A 16,662-nucleotide genomic window follows, 5' to 3' on the forward strand; every position below is an offset into this window, starting at 1 on the left:
GGGCCTATAGCTCAGCTGGTTAGAGCGCACGCCTGATAAGCGTGAGGTCGATGGTTCAAGTCCATTTAGGCCCACCATAGTATTATTCCGCAGTAGCTCAGTGGTAGAGCTATCGGCTGTTAACCGATCGGTCGTAGGTTCGAGTCCTACCTGCGGAGCCATATAGAGAAGTACCCAAGTGGCTCAAGGGGCTCCCCTGCTAAGGGAGTAGGTCGCGTAAGCGGCGCGAGGGTTCGAATCCCTTCTTCTCTGCCATTTGGCCCCTTGGTCAAGCGGTTAAGACACCGCCCTTTCACGGCGGTAACACGGGTTCGAATCCCGTAGGGGTCATACGAAAAAGCTGATGACATATAGTCATCAGCTTTTTTGTTGTTTTTGAACATGTAAATCATTATATTAATATAACCTCTTTGCTATTCCTGCAATGCAATAAAATGTTGAAATCGCTTGCAAATCTCCATTTCTTCGCAAATGAAGTTATCTAATTTTTCAAAAATTGAATAACTTTTCAAACTACTTTAACAAAAAAAATACAGAAAAAACTTAATAGATTCCTGTCGGAACACGAGGGATTTTTTGTCGTATTCTGGTGACGGCTGTCAAAAAACATCTAATAGTGGAGCCATTCCTCGCTTACTGTCAGAAAAGATAAAAAAGTTTTACAAGGAATATTTGTTATTTGCACTTATAATTGGTTTTTGAAATACATATTTTGTGAGGATGAGGAGAGCCATGGCAGTGAATACAATTTTTCCGACTGATTACCAGCTTCACTTATTTCACGAGGGAAATCTTTTTCAAAGTCATCAGCTTTTTGGCGCTCATATCTTTAAGGATTCCGCAGAGACTTATACACGATTTTGCGTTTGGGCTCCGAATGCCCTCCAGGTAAGGCTCGTGGGGGATTTTAATCACTGGAATGGTGATGGATATGAATTACAAAAAGTAAATGGTGAGGGTGTATGGATTATTGTCATCAAGCAAAATTTAGATGGCTGCAATTATAAATATGAAATCACCACAAAATCAAAAAAAAGACTGTTAAAAGCAGATCCTTATGCTTTTTACTCAGAATTAAGGCCAAATACAGCCTCTGTCGTTTATTCGCTGGGGGACTATAAATGGCAGGACACTCAATGGATGAATCGCAAAGCACAATCGAACTTCCTGGCGGAACCAGCCGTCATTTATGAGGTTCATGCGGGTTCATGGAAGACCAAGGATAATGGTGATTTTTTATCCTATCGAGAACTGGCGGAAGAACTTGTCCCTTATGTATTGGAGCATGGCTTTACGCATATTGAACTGCTGCCGCTGGTTGAACATCCACTTGACGCTTCTTGGGGGTACCAAGGGACTGGGTATTTCTCCGTAACTTCGCGGTACGGGTCTCCGGATGATTTCCGCTATTTCGTCGAACAGTGCCATCAGCATGGCATAGGGGTCATCCTTGACTGGGTACCCGGGCATTTCTGCAAGGACGCACATGGGTTATACAATTTTGACGGTACACATCTTTATTCCTATTCCCATTTAAATGATAGGGAAAACCATATCTGGGGCACTGCCAATTTTGACCTTGGAAAAGGAGAGGTGCAAAGTTTCCTCATTTCAAACGCCCTATTTTGGATGGAAAATTACCATATCGATGGCTTCAGAATGGATGCTGTTGCCAATATCATTTATTGGCCGAATGCCTCAAATAGAAAAAGCGAAAACCCCTTCGGTATTGCTTTCTTAAAAAAACTTAATCAAGCAATAAACGACTATAATCCATATTTTTTAATGATAGGGGAAGACTCCACCGATTTTCCAAAGGTAACGACCCCAGTCCGTTATGGCGGTCTTGGATTTGATTACAAATGGAATATGGGTTGGATGAATGACATGCTTGAATACATGGAAACGCCGCCGTTTGCAAGGTCACAGGCCCATTCAAAGGTCACTTTTTCACTTTTATATGCGTTTTCAGAAAACTTTATGCTCCCGTTTTCACATGACGAGGTTGTCCACGGGAAAAAATCATTATTGGATAAGATGCCCGGTGATTATTGGGAAAAATTTGCCCAGCTAAGGCTTTTACTGGGCTATATGTTTGCCCATCCCGGGAAGAAGCTGCTATTTATGGGATTTGAACTGGGGCAGTTCGCGGAATGGAAAGATAAAGAACAGCTAGATTGGCATCTCTTGGACTACGAGCTGCACCGAAAACTGAATGACTATGTGAAAGTCTTAACGAAAGTTTACAAACGCACGAAAGCCCTCTACGAGCTTGATCATCTGTGGGATGGATTTGAGTGGATGGATGTTAATAACAACGAGCAGTCGATGTTTTCCTTTATTCGAAAAGGGAAGAAGGAAGAGGATTCGATAATTATCATTTGCAATTTTACGGGAATTAGCTATCAGGACTATCAGATAGGTGTGCCAAACCCTGGTGAATACCGAGAAATTCTTAATAATGACGACTTAGAATTTGGTGGTGCCGGCCACATTAATAAGCACACCATTCCGGCTTCAGATGAGCCGTTCCACGGAAGACCGTATTCTATCAAGCTCACAATTGCCCCGTATGGGTTTCAAATGATAAGACAGGTGAAAAAACGGAAGGAGAGAAAAGGCAATGGAAAAGAAAAGGTGCGTAGCCATGCTGCTGGCAGGAGGGAAAGGGAGCAGGCTTAATGCTCTTACAAAGGACCTCGCAAAACCGGCAGTGCCATTCGGAGGGAAGTATCGGATCATAGATTTTCCCTTAAGCAATTGTGCAAATTCCGGAATTGATACTGTCGGCGTCTTAACGCAATATCAGCCGCTCTTGTTAAATTCATATATTGGAATAGGCAGTGCATGGGATCTTGACAGTAAAAATGGCGGGGTTACCGTTTTACCCCCTTACAGTGAATCCTCAGAGGTGAAGTGGTACACCGGTACGGCAAGCGCGATTTATCAAAACCTTAATTACTTAAGGCAGTACCAGCCGGACTACGTTTTAATCCTTTCTGGTGACCATATTTATAAAATGAATTACGAATCCATGCTTGAATACCATATTGAAAAACGAGCAGATGTAACGATCTCCCTGATCGAGGTACCTTGGGCGGAAGCCAGCCGGTTTGGGATTATGAATACAAACGATGAACTAAGAATCCTGGAATTTGAGGAAAAGCCTAGTGAGCCCAAAAATAATCTTGCATCGATGGGCATATATATTTTTAGTTGGAATATATTGAAAGAATATCTGGAAATGGATGCACGCAATCCGGACTCCAGTCACGATTTTGGGAAAGATGTCATTCCAAGGCTTCTTGAAGAAAATAAAAAATTATATGCCTATCCGTTCAAAGGCTATTGGAAGGACGTTGGCACTGTAAGAAGCCTTTGGGAGGCAAATATGGATTTATTGGAGGAAGATTGCGAATTAGATTTATTTGACCATGACTGGAGAATTTATTCTGTTAATCCTAATCGACCTCCGCAATTTATTTCCCCGGATGCCATAGTAATGGAATCACTCATTAATGAAGGATGTACAATTGAAGGGGAAATTGAGAAATCAGTACTCTTCCAGGGTGTAACAGTAGGGAAGGATTCCACTGTTAAGGAGTCCGTGATCATGCCGGATGCAACAATTGGCAGCAATTGTTTTATTGAAAAAGCGATTGTGCCGTGTGACGTGAAAATACCGGACGGAACGGTCATTCGATCCTTCGATGATGAAATCATCCTAGTCATAGAGGAAATGTTAAAAGCATTGTACTCTGCCTATTAAAAATAGAATGAAAAGCCCAGTCGGACTGGGTGCTACAGATATTAGGTGATAAGAAACTGGAGGGAACTTTGGCGTGAAAAGAAAGCTTTTAGGTATTATTGATGCAACTACCTATCATGAGGATTTGGATGACCTATTAACACATCGTTCTTTGGCGGCGCTGCCTTATGCTGGCCGTTATCGTATTATTGACTTTGTCCTTTCAAATATGGTGAATTCCGGCATTCGCAGTGTCGCAATTTTTCCAAAAATGCAGTACCGTTCCTTGATGGACCACTTAGGGTCAGGGAAGAATTGGGATCTAAATCGGAAAAGGGATGGACTTTTCTTTTTTCCTTCTCCAGTCGTAGGCAGCAATCCTAAAGGGATAGGTTCCTTTGATCTTTTCGCGGCAAATATGGATTATTTTTATCGCAGCACTCAGGAATATGCGATTATCTCAAATTGTTACACTATTTTAAATATGAATTTTAAACCCATGCTAGAATGGCATATGCATGCAAACTGCGATATTACGGAAATCCATCATACGGATGGAAGATCATTAGATATGTATTTAATCAAAACCTCTCTGTTGATGAAGCTGATTGAAACTAGATTTGAGACTGGGTACAGCTGTATGAAAGATGTCGTCAGCGATATTCATAATGATTACACTGTTTGCCAATATGATTATGATGGATATGCCGTTAAGATAGATTCAATTGAGAATTATTACTCGACCAGCATGAATTTGCTAAAGCCTAACGTTTGGAAAAATCTTTTTAATAATGACCAGCCTATTTTGACAAAGGTTAAGGATGAGCCGCCTGCTAAGTATTTAAAAGGATCATCCGTAAAAAATTCAATGATTGCAAACGGCTGTTTAATTAACGGCACTGTTGAAAACAGTATTGTCTCGCGCGGAGTAAAAATCGGAAAAGGTACAGTTATTAAGAACTGTGTCATCATGCAAAAATGCCAAATTGAGGACAATTGTTACTTGGATTCGGTTATTTTGGATAAAGATGTCCGGGTTGAATCAGGGACACATTTAACAGGCACAGCGGGGGCACCGTTTGTAATCAGAAAAGGTACAAAGCAAGGAGCGTTGATGAATTCGTGAAAGTATTATTTGCAGTGTCAGAGTGTGGACCATTCGCAAAGTCGGGAGGCCTTGCTGATGTAGCCGGATCTCTGCCAAAAGAATTAAAAAGTCTAGGTACGGATGTAAGGGTCATTCTTCCCAAATATGGAACCATTTCGGACGAATATAAAAAAAGAATGAAGAAGATAAAGGAATTTTCCGTTTCTGTCGGCTGGAGAAAGCAGTATTGCGGGATTGAGGAACTAGTCCATCAAGGTGTTACGTTTTATTTTGTTGATAACGAATATTATTTTAAACGAGAAGGATTTTACGGTTATTACGATGATGGAGAAAGATTTGCCTTTTTTAACCTGGCGGTGCTAGAGGTCATAGAAGAGTTGAACTTTTATCCCGACGTACTGCATTGCCATGATTGGCATACGGCCATGATTCCCTACATGCTTCGAAAAGAATATTACAAGAGGACAGGTTATGGTCAGATAAAAACGGTATTTACCATTCATAATCTGCAATTTCAAGGGGTTTTTTCAAAAGAGGTCTTGAGAGACCTGTTCGATCTTGATGAACAATCCTTCCATTCTGGACATTTAGAGTTTTTCGGAAATGTCAATTTCATGAAGGGTGCGCTTGTTGCAGCGGACACCATCACAACCGTGAGTCCAACCTATCGAAATGAAATTCAAACAGCGAACTACGGAGAAAAGCTTGACGGCTTGTTGAAGGCAAGAGATGAAGATCTTTTGGGAATTTTAAACGGAATTGATGATGACTTTTATAACCCTGAACATGACCCATTTCTTTTACAAAACTATTCAAGCCAAGACATTAAGAAGAAATCCGTTAATAAAAAGGAGATTCAAAAGCAATTTGGCCTAAAGCAAACCGCTGCTGTACCGTTAATGGTGATGATTTCGAGGCTGACTAGACAAAAGGGACTCGATCTCATCAAATGTGTCCTTCGGGAGATTTTACAGGAGGATATCCAAGTTATTATCCTTGGAACCGGGGATTATGAATATGAAGAATATTTACGGCAGGCAGCCCGGATTTATCCGGAAAAATTGAAGGTTCATACCGGCTTTGATGAGGGACTTGCGCACAGATTATACGCAGCGGCAGACCTATTCTTGATGCCATCTCTGTTTGAACCATGCGGCCTTTCCCAGTTGATAGCCATGAAATACGGAGCCATCCCAATTGTTCGGGAAACGGGCGGTTTAAATGATACGGTGAAGGCATGGAATGAGTTCACAAAAGAGGGAAATGGGTTTTCCTTCCGTAACTTCAATGCACACGATATGCTTTATACGATTCAGCGGGCAATTAACTTCTATCATGATAAAAAAACATGGGGATCAATTGTAAAACAGGCAATGGAAATGGATTATAGCTGGGCTCAATCAGCTTTCCGCTATAACCAGCTGTATGCTGAACTAACCACAAGGAGTGAAACCCATGTTTTCTAATAAAGAACGGTTTAAGGAAGACTTTCTAAAAAGGCTTGAGATGCTCTGCGGGAAAAGCTTTTCAGAAAGCACTCCAAGAGATCATTACCAGACCCTTGGCAACATGATCAGAGAATTTGTTAGTAATGATTGGATTGCCACCAATGAACGCTACATGGCAGTTAGAGAGAAACAGGTATATTATTTATCGATTGAATATTTGCTAGGCAAGCTCCTCCGGCAGAATCTGCTTAATCTGGGCGTTGAGGAAACCGTTTCGGAAGGCCTAAGTGATTTAGGAATTGAATTGGCGGACCTTGAAGACCTGGAACCGGATGCAGGCTTAGGTAATGGCGGCTTAGGCAGACTAGCCGCCTGCTTTTTGGACTCACTTGCCTCCACTGACCTCCCGGGACATGGCCATGGAATCCGCTATAAACATGGGTTATTTGAACAGAAGATAGTCGACGGTTATCAGGTTGAACTGCCGGAGCAATGGTTAAGAAGCGGCAATGTTTGGGAAATACGCAAGGCCGATTTGGCGGTTAGTATTCCATTTTGGGGAAAAGTTGAAACCCGACAGGAAAATGGAAGGCTTGTTTTTCAACATATAAACACGGAAGTAGTTACTGCTGTTCCATACGATATGCCTGTTGTCGGCTTTCAGACAAAGACAGTAAATACCTTAAGGCTTTGGAGTTCAGAGCCCGCGCAGTTTCCAGTTCATAAAGATATTTTACAATATAAGCGGAGGACAGAAGCCATTTCCGAATTCCTTTATCCGGACGATACCCATGATGAAGGCAAGACGCTAAGGCTAAAGCAGCAATACTTTTTAGTGTCGGCAAGCCTCCAGTCAATTTTAAGGTCCTATAAAAAACAGCATGGCAGCCTTGAAGAGCTGAATCATCATGTTTGTATTCATATTAATGATACCCATCCTGTTCTAGCCATTCCGGAACTGATGAGGATTCTGATGGATGAGGAAGGCTTTTCTTGGGAACAAGCTTGGGAGATTACTACTAATACAATCTCTTATACCAATCATACCACCTTATCAGAAGCCTTGGAGAAATGGCCGATTCATATCTTCCAGCCGCTCCTGCCGAGAATTTACATGATTGTTGAGGAAATAAATGAAAGATTCTGCAAGGAACGTTGGGAAGAGACCCCAGGCGATTGGGAGCGAATTGCGGGACTAGCCATAATAGCCGATGGCTATGTCAAAATGGCCCATTTAGCGATTGTTGGCAGCTTTAGTGTAAACGGTGTGGCAAGATTACATACCGAAATCTTAAAGGAACGTGAGATGCGGCCCTTCTTTCAGCTTTTTCCAGAGAAATTCAACAATAAGACGAACGGCATTGCCCACCGCCGCTGGCTGTTAAAAGCAAACCCCAAATTGTCTTCGCTCCTAAGCGAAACAATCGGGGATGGGTGGACTCACTCCGCACATGAACTGATGCAGTTCCTTAAATATCAAGACGATCACTCGATTTTAGGGAAATTAGCGGCAATCAAGCAGGAGAATAAGCAAAATATGGCTGAGGTGATTTATAAGCACAATGGTATTTCCGTCAATCCTGATGCCATCTTTGATGTCCAGGTGAAGAGGCTGCACGCTTATAAAAGACAGCTTCTAAATGTTCTGCATATCATGCACCTATATAATCGAATTTTGGAAGATTCCAGTTTTTCCATGGTGCCGAGGGTATTTATTTTTGGAGCAAAAGCATCTCCTGGATATTATTACGCGAAGAAGATTATTAAATTAATCAATACAGTAGCTGAGAAAGTTAACCATGACCCAAAAGTCGGCGATAAGATGAAGGTTGTGTTTTTGGAGAACTACCGTGTTTCATTGGCGGAGAAAATATTTCCTGCTGCAGATATAAGCGAGCAGATCTCAACGGCCAGCAAGGAAGCATCAGGTACGGGGAATATGAAGTTTATGATTAATGGGGCATTGACGTTAGGGACTTTGGACGGGGCAAATGTAGAAATTCATGAAAGGGTAGGGGACGATAATATTTTTATCTTCGGTCTAACGGCCGAGGAGGTTCTTCATTATTATCGGCACGGCGGATATGAATCCGTAGAATACTATCATCATGATAACCGGATTCAACAGGCTGTTAATCAGCTGGTGAACGGATTTTTCCCGGGCGTCCATAACGAATTTGAACCAATCTTTGACTCGCTGCTTGAAGAAAACGATCAATATTTTGTCTTAAAGGATTTCGCTTCCTATGCAGATACCCAGCGGAGGGTAGGAGAAGCCTATGCGGATTCACTAAAATGGCAGAAAATGTGCCTGTCTAACATCGCCCATGCAGGCTACTTCTCGAGCGACCGAACGATAAAAGAATACGCCAAAGATATATGGGGAATCCATCCAGTAAAATAATATTTAAAAAGCTTCTGCTCTAGGCAGAAGCTTTTTAAATATTATTTAAGAAAAAAAGTAACCGGCGAAAATCCCAATAGCCAGTAAGAAGCCGAAGATGGTGTTTGTTTGGGCCGTAGCTTTCATCGCTGGTGCCATTTGAATTGGCACTGTACCCTTAATAAAGCCTTTAACTGATTTAATCGGTTTCGGTGTGCTTATTAATACGAGCGCCGTCCAAATTGGGGCAATATCCGCAATTATCAGCCCCAAAATCCAGACATACGAAAAAGCAAACATCCCGGCCAATAGGAAGATGGCCTTTTCTTTGCCTAGAAGAATGGCCAATGTTTTCCGGCCAAATTCTTTGTCGCCGTCAAGGTCGCGGATGTTATTGGACAAAAGAATTCCGCCGACCAAAATAAAACTTGGCACTGATACAAGAATACTTGTGCTGTCCACTGTCCCGGTTTGGATAAAGAATGAGATTAAAATAATCATCATCCCCATAAAGAAACCGGCAAACAATTCTCCGAAAGGTGTGTAGGCGATTGGCAGCGGCCCGCCTGTATATAAATACCCAATCAACATACATACCAAGCCCACTAAAGCTAACCACCAACTGCTGTTTGCACATATATAAACTCCCAATAATAAAGCAATTCCATAGAGTCCTAATGCCAGCTGCATCACAGTCTTTGGCTTAATACCGTCCCGGACAATACTTCCGCCAATCCCGACAGAGTCCTCTGTATCGAGTCCTCGTTTAAAATCATAATATTCATTAAACATATTTGTAGCGGCTTGGATTAACAGGCTTGCAATCAGCATGGCGAAGAAAAGACCGAAATGAATTTTCCCGTGCCGAAGTGCCAGTGCAGTGCCTAGCAATACAGGAACAAACGCTGCTGTTAAAGTATGGGGGCGGGTCATCCGCCACCAAACCTGGAAGCCGCGGTTTGAGTCAACAACAGGTTTAGAACCTTCCCGTAAATTTGGCTGCATATTTTTTTCTCCTCCCTTTTAAATGCATTATCTATCTGTACAAAACGAAATTATAAAGAATGGTTATTACCCAAACCTAAGTGTAGGAAATATCAAGTGGAGTGTCAATTAAATTTTACTTTCAAAACTAGAAGATAATCCCTTCTCGAGTAATATCCATATTTAGTGGAAAAATGAGTGTATCGAAGCCTTTTGCAACCGATTTTCGGAAATTTGACATATAATAAGGAAATGAAGCAGGAGAAGTAGTGACAACCATTATTGACTTCTTTACAATGGGAGTAGTATCTTTAAAAAGGCTTAAAATGAATGGAGACAGCCCTATTTGGCTGTTTTGGAGGGATTTGCTTGATTACCATTCAGGAAATCGAAACGAAGGAAAGAAGTCTTTTGGCGATGAAGCGCGCAAAAGAACTTGGCCGTCCCATTTTAATGAGTGAAGTTGAAAAAATGAATCATATCGACCCCCTTTTATTCTTTTCTAGTGGGAATGAAGACTATTCAGGCGAACGGTTTTTTTGGAAGGATCCAAAGGACGAATTTATTTTCGCGGGACTGGGAATTTCTAAGCAATTTCAAATAGATCAGTCAGATGACCGTTTTGGCCTTATTGAAAGAGAATGGAAGGAATTTTTAAAGGACAGCCTTATTTCTAATCCATTTTCCGAAATTGGAATAGGCCCGCTGATATTTGGAGGATTTTCTTTTGATCCATACAAAGAGAAGACAGTGCTTTGGTCTAAATTTGATGATTCTTTATTTTATCTGCCAAAATATCTTTTGAGTGTTATTAAGGGACAAGTCTTTTTGACAACTAATTTTATCTATACACCGAACGATGATGAATTGTTATATAAACATATAATCGATGAACGGAATAAATTTTTTCAGTCTCTTCAGAAACACCACCACACAGCTCTGCCTGCCCTTCTGGAAACAAAGGAAATTTCACCTGAGAAGTGGAAAAATACAGTTGATACAATGGTAATGGAATTAAACAGAGGCCCGCTTAAAAAAGTAGTTCTTGCCAGGGAACTTCGGTTGAATTTTAATGACATTGTTGCTTCAGAGGCAGTCCTGCAACATTTAAATGAACAACAGCATGAAAGCTTTATCTTTGCTCTTGAATCGAATGGCGATTGTTTTCTTGGAGCATCTCCAGAGAGACTGGTGAAAAAGAATGGCACCGAACTTTTCTCTACCTGCCTTGCTGGTTCCATCTCACGAGGACATAACCCGGAGGAGGATCGATTACTGGGAGAAAAATTGCTTTCTGACCAGAAAAACTTGCTTGAGCATCAATATGTGGTGGAAATGATAAAAGAAGCACTAGAGGAATCATGTGAAGAAATCATCCTCCCTGATAAACCTCAGCTAATGAAAATCAGGGACATACAGCATTTGTATACGCCGGTCATCGGAAAATGCAGTGGTGACAGTTCACTATTGCATTTGGTCGAAAGATTGCATCCAACTCCTGCTCTTGGAGGACTTCCGAAGAAAGAAGCGGTTGAAAAAATCCGTCAAGTTGAGGAGCTTGACCGCGGCTTTTATGCTGCACCTGTAGGTTGGCTGGATTATGAAGGAAATGGGGAATTTGCAGTAGCCATTCGCTCGGGTCTCTTACAAGGCAAGGAAGCATCCTTATTTGCCGGATGCGGGGTTGTCGCTGATTCTGATTCCGAAAGTGAATATTTAGAGACAAGCTTGAAGTTTAGGCCAATGCTTCGAGCACTTGGGGGAAAATAGTATGAATCATCAAGAATCGTTAACTGCTTATATCGCGGCATTTGTCGGGGAGCTGGTTCTTTCCGGGATTACCGATGTGGTGGTCAGTCCCGGGTCAAGATCCACCCCAATGGCATTGGTAATGGCAGAACATCCGGATTTAAACGTCCATATCCATGTGGATGAGCGCTCTGCCGCCTTTTTTGCATTGGGAATCGCCAAGGCGACAAATCGAACTGTTGCTATTCTTTGCACTTCAGGTACCGCCGCTGCCAATTACTTTCCAGCTATTGTCGAAGCGCGTTATTCACGAGTCCCATTGCTGGTTTTGACAGCAGACCGGCCTCATGAGTTGCGAGAGGTAGGGGCACCGCAGGCGATTGACCAAATTCATTTGTACGGTAAACACGTCAAGTGGTTTGCAGAAATGGCATTGCCTGAGAAAAATGATGAGATGATCCGCTACGCGCGGACAGTCTGCTCCCGTGCTGCCTCATATGCAGCCAGCGCTCCAGCTGGTCCGGTTCATTTGAACTTTCCATTTAGAGAACCACTTATTCCTAAAATGGATGAGGAACTCTTTGCAGTGAGTGACCGACCGGAAGGATATGTGCAGGTACATAATGGTGAACTAAACATAAACGAAATGGAGTATCAAGAAATCGCCGGGCGGTTGGCTGGCAAAGCGAAGGGGATTATTGTTTGCGGAAATGTTGCCGATGAACGTTTCGCAATGGCTGTAACAAAGCTCGCTAATCAATTAAAGTATCCAATTTTAGCAGACCCGCTATCACAGCTTAGAAGTGGGCAGCATGCAAATGATCAAATTATTGATACTTACGACACATTCTTACGAAATGAAGATGCGAAATCTTACCTTAAACCGGACGTGATTATCCGCATTGGTTCGATGCCGGTGTCTAAAGCGTTAACCATTTTTATCAAAGGAAATCCGAATGCAGATCAATTTGTGGTCGATGGCGGAGGCGGCTGGCGGGATCCTGTTATCTTGTCGACCGATATGATTTTTTGTAATGAAGCAATTTTTTGTGAAAAACTTTCTGCGTATTCCAAACCTCGGGAGGAGACGGGATATTTAGACGCTTGGAAAAAAGTAAATGACCTTACAAAAGAAAATATGTCTCCAATCAGGGATATTTCAGAATTAAGTGAAGGAAAGCTATTTTATCAGCTTGCTGAGATGCTGCCGGATGGTGCCGCATTATTTGTTGGAAACAGTATGCCAATTCGTGATTTGGACAGCTTTTTCTTAACAAATGGCAAGTCAATTAAGATTATGGCTAACAGGGGTGCGAACGGCATAGACGGGACCGTATCCACAGCCTTGGGTGCGGCGATGTACTCTAAGCCGTTATATTTGGTCCTTGGAGACTTAACCTTTTTCCATGATTTAAATGGACTTTGGGCAGCTATGAAGCATCAAATTAATATAAACATTATCCTTATAAATAATAATGGCGGCGGGATTTTCTCCTTCCTTTCGCAATCGGAACATCCGAAGCATTTCGAGCTTCTTTTCGGTACACCATTAAACATTGAATTTGAACATGCGGTCAAAATGTTTAACGGACAATTTACGAAAATTAAGAATTGGGATCATTTCCAAATTGAAATGGAAAAATCAAGAGATGCGGCAGGCATAAATGTCTATGAAATTGCCACAAACAGAGACAAAAATCGAGACGAGCACCGCGAATTTTGGCATGATGTTTCCGAGGAAATATCAAATTTTGTCAAAGGGGAGCAAAAATGAGGATAGTTACCGGCGGAATCCGCTATCATGTCGAGATATGCGGGAAGGGATTCCCCCTTGTTATGCTTCATGGATTTACGGGAGATTCATCAACGTGGACTACTTTTTGCGAACGACTGGGAAAACACTCGCGGTTGATTATTCCTGATATCATCGGGCATGGAAAAACAGAATCTCCTGAGGCTGCGGGCCGATACCGGATGGAGGAGGCAGCTCAAGATTTAATTTCTATTCTTGATGAACTCCAGATTGAGCAAATTGATTTATTAGGTTATTCAATGGGGGGCAGGCTTGCCCTTTCATTTGCCTGTCTATATCCCGAAAGGGTTCGAAAATTGATTTTGGAAAGCGCTTCGCCTGGTCTTGAATCAGAGGACGAAAGAAAACAGCGCCGTATGAAAGATGCCGAATTAGCCCATTTTATTAAGGATAAAGAAATAAAGGAGTTTGTTGAATACTGGGAGAATATCCCCTTATTTTCAACCATGAAGAGGTTGCCGGAGAAAGTACAAGGAAAAGTAAGGGAACAGCGTTTAAACAATTCTCCTATTGGTCTTGCCAATAGCTTGCTAGGTATGGGGACGGGTTCTCAGCCCTCTTGGTGGGGGCAATTAAATATGCTAGACTGTGAAGTTTTGCTGCTCACCGGTGAGGAAGATTTGAAGTTCTGCGGGATTGCTGAAAAAATCCACAAGGAGCTGAAAAATAGTTCTTTGGTAACGATCGCACAATGCGGTCATGCAATTCATGTGGAAGAACCCGAAAAGTTTGGTACAATAGTAAGTGACTTTTTGTCAAATACAAACAAAGGAGGAATTTATAGTGGCAGTTGAATGGATTCCAGTTCGTAAATACGATGAAATTATTTATGAAACGTATAACGGAATAGCCAAAATCACGATTAACCGTCCCCATGTACATAATGCTTTCACACCAAAAACAGTGATGGAATTAATCGATGCTTTTGCCTATGCCCGTGATGATTCCGAAGTTGGCGTCATTGTTTTAACAGGTGCAGGAGACAAGGCATTCTGTTCCGGCGGCGACCAAAGCGTCCGAGGACATGGCGGCTATGTTGGTGAGGACCAAATTCCGCGCTTAAACGTACTTGATCTGCAGCGTCTGATTCGTGTTATTCCAAAACCGGTTGTGGCAATGGTTAAAGGCTATGCAATCGGCGGAGGTCATGTTCTGCATGTAGTCTGTGATTTAACGATTGCAGCTGACAATGCTGTTTTTGGACAAACAGGTCCAAAGGTAGGCAGCTTTGATGCCGGCTACGGTTCAGGTTATCTTGCCCGTATTATCGGTCATAAAAAGGCACGTGAAATCTGGTATTTATGCCGCCAATACAATGCTCAAGAGGCGCTTGATATGGGCTTAGTCAATACCGTTGTTCCGCTTGAACAGGTAGAAGAAGAAACAATTAAATGGTGCGAGGAAATGCTTGAAAAGAGCCCAACCGCACTTCGTTTCATCAAAGCTGCCATGAATGCAGATACCGATGGATTGGCTGGACTTCAGCAATTTGCTGGGGACGCAACGCTGTTGTATTATACAACCGACGAAGCGAAAGAAGGACGCGATGCCTTTAAAGAAAAGCGCAAGCCAGACTTCGGCCAATTCCCTCGTTTCCCTTGATGAAAAAACGTTACAACAGCTTGATGGTCTCCATCAGGCTGTTTTTTATAAAGGATGATAAATATGAATAACGAGACAATGCCAAATTTTTTGATGAAAAGAGCCTTTCTAACACCGGATCGGACTGCCGTTTATTTTCAGGATAAAGCTTTAACATTTAAAGAGCTTTATAGTTATTCACTTAATGTAGCAGGGCAACTTCAAGGGCTTGGAGTTCGAAAGGATGATTTTGTAGGTGTTCTGTTGAAAAATCATCTAGATACTGTCATTATATTTTTTGCTCTTCAACTTTTGGGAGTCAGATCAGTCATTTTAAATAATCGCTTAACACCATCGGAGCTTGTTTGGCAACTAGAGGACTCGACATCCTCTTTATTGATACTAGAGGATTCTTTTACTGATATCAAAATGGTCATTAATCAACAGCTTGCATCTCTTGCCACAATTACAAAGAGTGAATTGTTTGCAGAAAAAGAAAATGAATACACTGATATTCAAGAAGAAATCAACCTATCAGATATCTGCACGATCATGTATACCTCAGGAACTACCGGTCATCCAAAGGGTGTCTTGCAAACCTATGGCAACCACTGGTGGAGCGCAACTGGCTCGGCGTTAAATTTAGGCTTTGTAGAAAGTGACTGCTGGCTTTGTTCAGTGCCGCTGTTCCATATCAGCGGATTCTCTATTTTAATGCGGAGCGTCATTTATGGAATGCCGATTGTCCTTCATGAAAAATTTGATGTGCAGAAGACGATTGAAGATATTAGTGATAAAAAGGTTACGATTATGTCAGTTGTGGGAACGATGCTTACAAGTATTGTTGATGCTTTGACAGTTAGCGGACTGCCGGAACATTTTCGCTGTTTTCTGTTAGGCGGCGGCCCAGCCCCGCTGCCATTGCTAGAGGCGTGTGTTAAAAAGAATTTGCCTGTGTTCCAAAGTTATGGAATGACGGAAACTTCATCGCAAATTGTTACCCTTTCTCCGGAATATAGCCTAAGCAAGCTTGGTTCAGCAGGAAAACCGTTATTTCCATCCCAGCTTAGAATTGAACTGGATGACCACACGGCCGCATCGCCCCAACATGCGGGAGAAATTGTAGTGAAGGGACCAAATGTAACTGAAGGATACTTGAACAGGCCGGACGCAACCAAAGAGAAGATCCGTGAAGGATGGCTCCATACAGGTGATATCGGGTACGTTGATGAAGAAGGTTTTTTATATGTATTGGACCGACGCTCCGATTTAATTATTTCAGGCGGTGAGAATATTTATCCTGCAGAAATTGAATCCGTTTTGCTCTCACACCCGGATGTAGTAGATGCCGGGGTTATTGGAGTGGATGATGCTAAATGGGGACAAGTGCCGATTGCTTTTATAGTGAAAAGGGAAAGTGCGGCATTGCCACAGAAGGAACTCCAACGATTTTGCCAAACACGGCTTGCCAAATATAAAGTGCCGAAACAATTCTATTTTACAGAACAGCTGCCGAGAAATGCAGCAAAGAAACTTCTAAGAAGAAACCTACGTGAAATGATAAACGAAAAATAAAGAACCAGCCATCGACTGGTTCTTTATTTTTTATAAATCACTAGCTTCAAATGTTTGACAATCAGTTTCTTTGCTTGTATCAGCCTTTTTCCCAGTGTGGCTGACAACGTAAATTTGGTCTGCACTGCACTTGTTTCCGTTTGCCCAAAATGTACAGTTATTGACCTCGCATAAAACATCCTGTGCCATGTGTATCACTCCTTACGTATTTGGTAATACAGGTATAGCATTTGATGATTGTGTGATATGCATGTCAGTAAGTAATTGGGTGAA

The 16,662-nt window shown here is 42.1% G+C and carries 12 protein-coding genes and 4 tRNA genes; 14 read left to right on the forward strand and 2 right to left on the reverse strand.

Features of this window, described 5'->3' with window-relative positions; translation table 11 throughout:
* The 9 genes from ACNQGS_RS04675 (at position 1) to ACNQGS_RS04715 (ending at position 8,708) form a co-directional block, all read left to right on the forward strand.
* Positions 1-77: transfer RNA gene (locus ACNQGS_RS04675), tRNA-Ile, on the forward strand.
* A gap of 9 nt (positions 78-86) precedes the next feature.
* Positions 87-161, forward strand: a tRNA-Asn gene (locus tag ACNQGS_RS04680).
* 3 nt (positions 162-164) lie between these two features.
* Positions 165-255: transfer RNA gene (locus ACNQGS_RS04685), tRNA-Ser, on the forward strand.
* 3 nt (positions 256-258) lie between these two features.
* A tRNA-Glu gene (locus tag ACNQGS_RS04690) sits at positions 259-330 on the forward strand.
* 402 nt (positions 331-732) lie between these two features.
* The gene (gene glgB, locus ACNQGS_RS04695) at positions 733-2,682 is read left to right on the forward strand and encodes a 1,4-alpha-glucan branching protein GlgB (RefSeq protein ID WP_491486340.1); all 1,950 of its coding nucleotides are present in this window, start codon (positions 733-735) and stop codon (positions 2,680-2,682) included.
* Positions 2,624-3,769: a glucose-1-phosphate adenylyltransferase gene (locus ACNQGS_RS04700; RefSeq protein WP_491486341.1), complete on the forward strand. Its 1,146-nt coding sequence runs from the start codon at positions 2,624-2,626 to the stop codon at positions 3,767-3,769. Before glgB ends, ACNQGS_RS04700 begins: the two co-directional genes overlap by 59 nt.
* A gap of 73 nt (positions 3,770-3,842) precedes the next feature.
* A complete protein-coding gene (locus ACNQGS_RS04705) occupies positions 3,843-4,874 on the forward strand; it encodes a GlgC family sugar phosphate nucleotidyltransferase (protein WP_491486342.1) in 1,032 nt (343 codons plus the stop codon).
* Entirely contained in the window at positions 4,871-6,322 is a 1,452-nt protein-coding gene (gene glgA / locus ACNQGS_RS04710; RefSeq protein ID WP_491486343.1) for a glycogen synthase GlgA, read from the forward strand. The genes ACNQGS_RS04705 and glgA overlap by 4 nt, the downstream gene beginning before the upstream one ends.
* The gene (locus ACNQGS_RS04715) at positions 6,312-8,708 is read left to right on the forward strand and encodes a glycogen/starch/alpha-glucan phosphorylase (RefSeq protein ID WP_491486344.1); all 2,397 of its coding nucleotides are present in this window, start codon (positions 6,312-6,314) and stop codon (positions 8,706-8,708) included. Before glgA ends, ACNQGS_RS04715 begins: the two co-directional genes overlap by 11 nt.
* A 45-nt stretch (positions 8,709-8,753) precedes the next feature.
* Here the strand turns inward: ACNQGS_RS04715 and ACNQGS_RS04720 are convergent, their stop codons facing one another.
* Positions 8,754-9,692, reverse strand: a complete 939-nt coding sequence (locus tag ACNQGS_RS04720) for a 1,4-dihydroxy-2-naphthoate polyprenyltransferase (protein ID WP_491486345.1) — start codon at positions 9,690-9,692, stop codon at positions 8,754-8,756.
* Between the two features lie 348 nt (positions 9,693-10,040).
* On the opposite strand from ACNQGS_RS04720, the gene ACNQGS_RS04725 reads away from it, so the two are divergent.
* The 5 genes from ACNQGS_RS04725 (at position 10,041) to ACNQGS_RS04745 (ending at position 16,389) form a co-directional block, all read left to right on the forward strand.
* Positions 10,041-11,441, forward strand: a complete 1,401-nt coding sequence (locus tag ACNQGS_RS04725) for an isochorismate synthase (RefSeq protein WP_491486346.1) — start codon at positions 10,041-10,043, stop codon at positions 11,439-11,441.
* A gap of 1 nt (position 11,442) precedes the next feature.
* The gene (gene menD, locus ACNQGS_RS04730; protein ID WP_491486347.1) at positions 11,443-13,194 is read left to right on the forward strand and encodes a 2-succinyl-5-enolpyruvyl-6-hydroxy-3-cyclohexene-1-carboxylic-acid synthase; all 1,752 of its coding nucleotides are present in this window, start codon (positions 11,443-11,445) and stop codon (positions 13,192-13,194) included.
* Complete coding sequence (menH, locus tag ACNQGS_RS04735) at positions 13,191-14,027, forward strand: 2-succinyl-6-hydroxy-2,4-cyclohexadiene-1-carboxylate synthase (protein ID WP_491486348.1); 837 nt, start codon at positions 13,191-13,193, stop codon at positions 14,025-14,027. The genes menD and menH overlap by 4 nt, the downstream gene beginning before the upstream one ends.
* Positions 14,017-14,835, forward strand: coding sequence for a 1,4-dihydroxy-2-naphthoyl-CoA synthase (gene menB, locus ACNQGS_RS04740; protein ID WP_213144523.1), 819 nt, complete (start codon positions 14,017-14,019; stop codon positions 14,833-14,835). The genes menH and menB overlap by 11 nt, the downstream gene beginning before the upstream one ends.
* Positions 14,836-14,898: 63 nt before the next feature.
* Entirely contained in the window at positions 14,899-16,389 is a 1,491-nt protein-coding gene (locus tag ACNQGS_RS04745; protein ID WP_491486349.1) for an o-succinylbenzoate--CoA ligase, read from the forward strand.
* 30 nt (positions 16,390-16,419) lie between these two features.
* Here the strand turns inward: ACNQGS_RS04745 and ACNQGS_RS04750 are convergent, their stop codons facing one another.
* Positions 16,420-16,578 carry a DUF1540 domain-containing protein gene (locus ACNQGS_RS04750; RefSeq protein WP_491486350.1) on the reverse strand — a complete coding sequence of 53 codons (159 nt, stop codon included), beginning with the start codon at positions 16,576-16,578 and terminating at the stop codon, positions 16,420-16,422.
* Between the last annotated feature and the right edge of the window lie 84 nt (positions 16,579-16,662).

The sequence above is a fragment of the Neobacillus sp. PVCKKU3 genome, assembly GCF_058323225.1.

What these genes read in the sequence shown, in the direction of transcription:
- glgB (WP_491486340.1), top strand. Translation starts at nt 733, where the DNA reads ATGGCAGTGAATACAATTTTTCCGACTGATTACCAGCTTCACTTATTT.
- ACNQGS_RS04700 (WP_491486341.1), top strand. Translation starts at nt 2,624, where the DNA reads ATGGAAAAGAAAAGGTGCGTAGCCATGCTGCTGGCAGGAGGGAAAGGG.
- ACNQGS_RS04715 (WP_491486344.1), top strand. Translation starts at nt 6,312, where the DNA reads ATGTTTTCTAATAAAGAACGGTTTAAGGAAGACTTTCTAAAAAGGCTT.
- ACNQGS_RS04720 (WP_491486345.1), bottom strand. Translation starts at nt 9,692, where the DNA reads ATGCAGCCAAATTTACGGGAAGGTTCTAAACCTGTTGTTGACTCAAAC.
- menD (WP_491486347.1), top strand. Translation starts at nt 11,443, where the DNA reads ATGAATCATCAAGAATCGTTAACTGCTTATATCGCGGCATTTGTCGGG.
- menH (WP_491486348.1), top strand. Translation starts at nt 13,191, where the DNA reads ATGAGGATAGTTACCGGCGGAATCCGCTATCATGTCGAGATATGCGGG.
- ACNQGS_RS04745 (WP_491486349.1), top strand. Translation starts at nt 14,899, where the DNA reads ATGAATAACGAGACAATGCCAAATTTTTTGATGAAAAGAGCCTTTCTA.
- ACNQGS_RS04750 (WP_491486350.1), bottom strand. Translation starts at nt 16,578, where the DNA reads ATGGCACAGGATGTTTTATGCGAGGTCAATAACTGTACATTTTGGGCA.